Below are 1061 nucleotides of genomic sequence, written 5' to 3'. Positions count from 1 at the left end.
CACGCAGCCGTAGCCACCGGTAGCCCAGCCCGATGACGAGCACGGCCGTCCCGGCGAGGACGGAGGGCCAGCCGACCGTGACCGCGATCACCAAGCAGCCGAGCGCTCCGAGACCGGCCAACGCGCGGGGATAGCGGCGGTGGGCCTTGTCCTGACGCAGTGCCGACAAGTTCGCGACCAGGTAGTACAGCAGGACTCCGAAGGACGAGAACCCGATCGCCCCGCGCAGATCGGTGGCGAGCACGAGGACGCACACCGCTGCGCCAAGCGTCCACTCCGCGCGGTGCGGGACGCCGAAGCGCGGGTGCACTGCGTCCAGGCAACGCGGCAAGTCACCGGTGCGGGCCATCGCCAGCATCGTCCGTCCGACGCCGGCCAACATCGCCAGCAGGGCTCCAAGCGCCGCGCCCGCCGCGCCGATGCGCGCAGCGACGACTGGCCAACCTGTTCCCGACAGCGCGGCGACGTCGGCCAGCGGCGCCCCGGACGCCGCGAGCGCGAGCGGGCCCAGCGAGGTGAGAGCGGACAGCCCGACCACGACGTAGAGCACGAGGACGACCGCCAGGGCAATGGTGATCGCGCGCGGAATGGTGCGGACCGGCTCGGCGACCTCCCCTCCCATGGTGGCGATGCGGGCGTACCCGGCGAAGGCGAAGAACGCCAGTCCGGCCGACTGCAGGACGCCGGGCGCCGTCCACGCGGGGCCGGAGGCCAGGGCGGACGGGTCGGCGTGGCCGAAGCCGACGGTGACCACCACCGCGAGCCCGGCGAGCGAGACCATGACGAGGACCCGCGCGAGCGATGCCGTCCGCGTCACGCCGAGGCTGTTCACCACCGCCAGCACGAGGACCGCGAGGACCGCGACCGGCTTCTGCCACGCGGCGGGGACAGCGTACGCGGCGAACGTCAGGGCCATCGCTGCCGAACTGGCCGTCTTGCCCACGACGAACGCCCAGCCGGCGAAGAAGCCGGCCCACGGGCCGAGCACCTTCCGTCCGTAGACGTAGGTGCCGCCGGACGCCGGGTACTGCGCGGCGAGCTGAGCCGACGACGTGGCGTTG

1 protein-coding gene is annotated in these 1061 nt (G+C 73.3%); it reads right to left on the bottom strand.

Translation table 11 applies throughout. The annotated features are described in order from the left end of the window. The coding region (locus Q1K57_RS02285) for an APC family permease (protein WP_300078563.1) at positions 1 to 1061 on the bottom strand (1061 nt) is incomplete at both ends.

It is taken from the genome of Propioniciclava sp., assembly GCF_029977985.1.
Taxonomy (GTDB): domain Bacteria; phylum Actinomycetota; class Actinomycetes; order Propionibacteriales; family Propionibacteriaceae; genus Propioniciclava.
The sequence above is the reverse complement of the archived record's forward strand: the minus strand, read 5'-3'. Positions and strand labels throughout refer to the sequence as shown.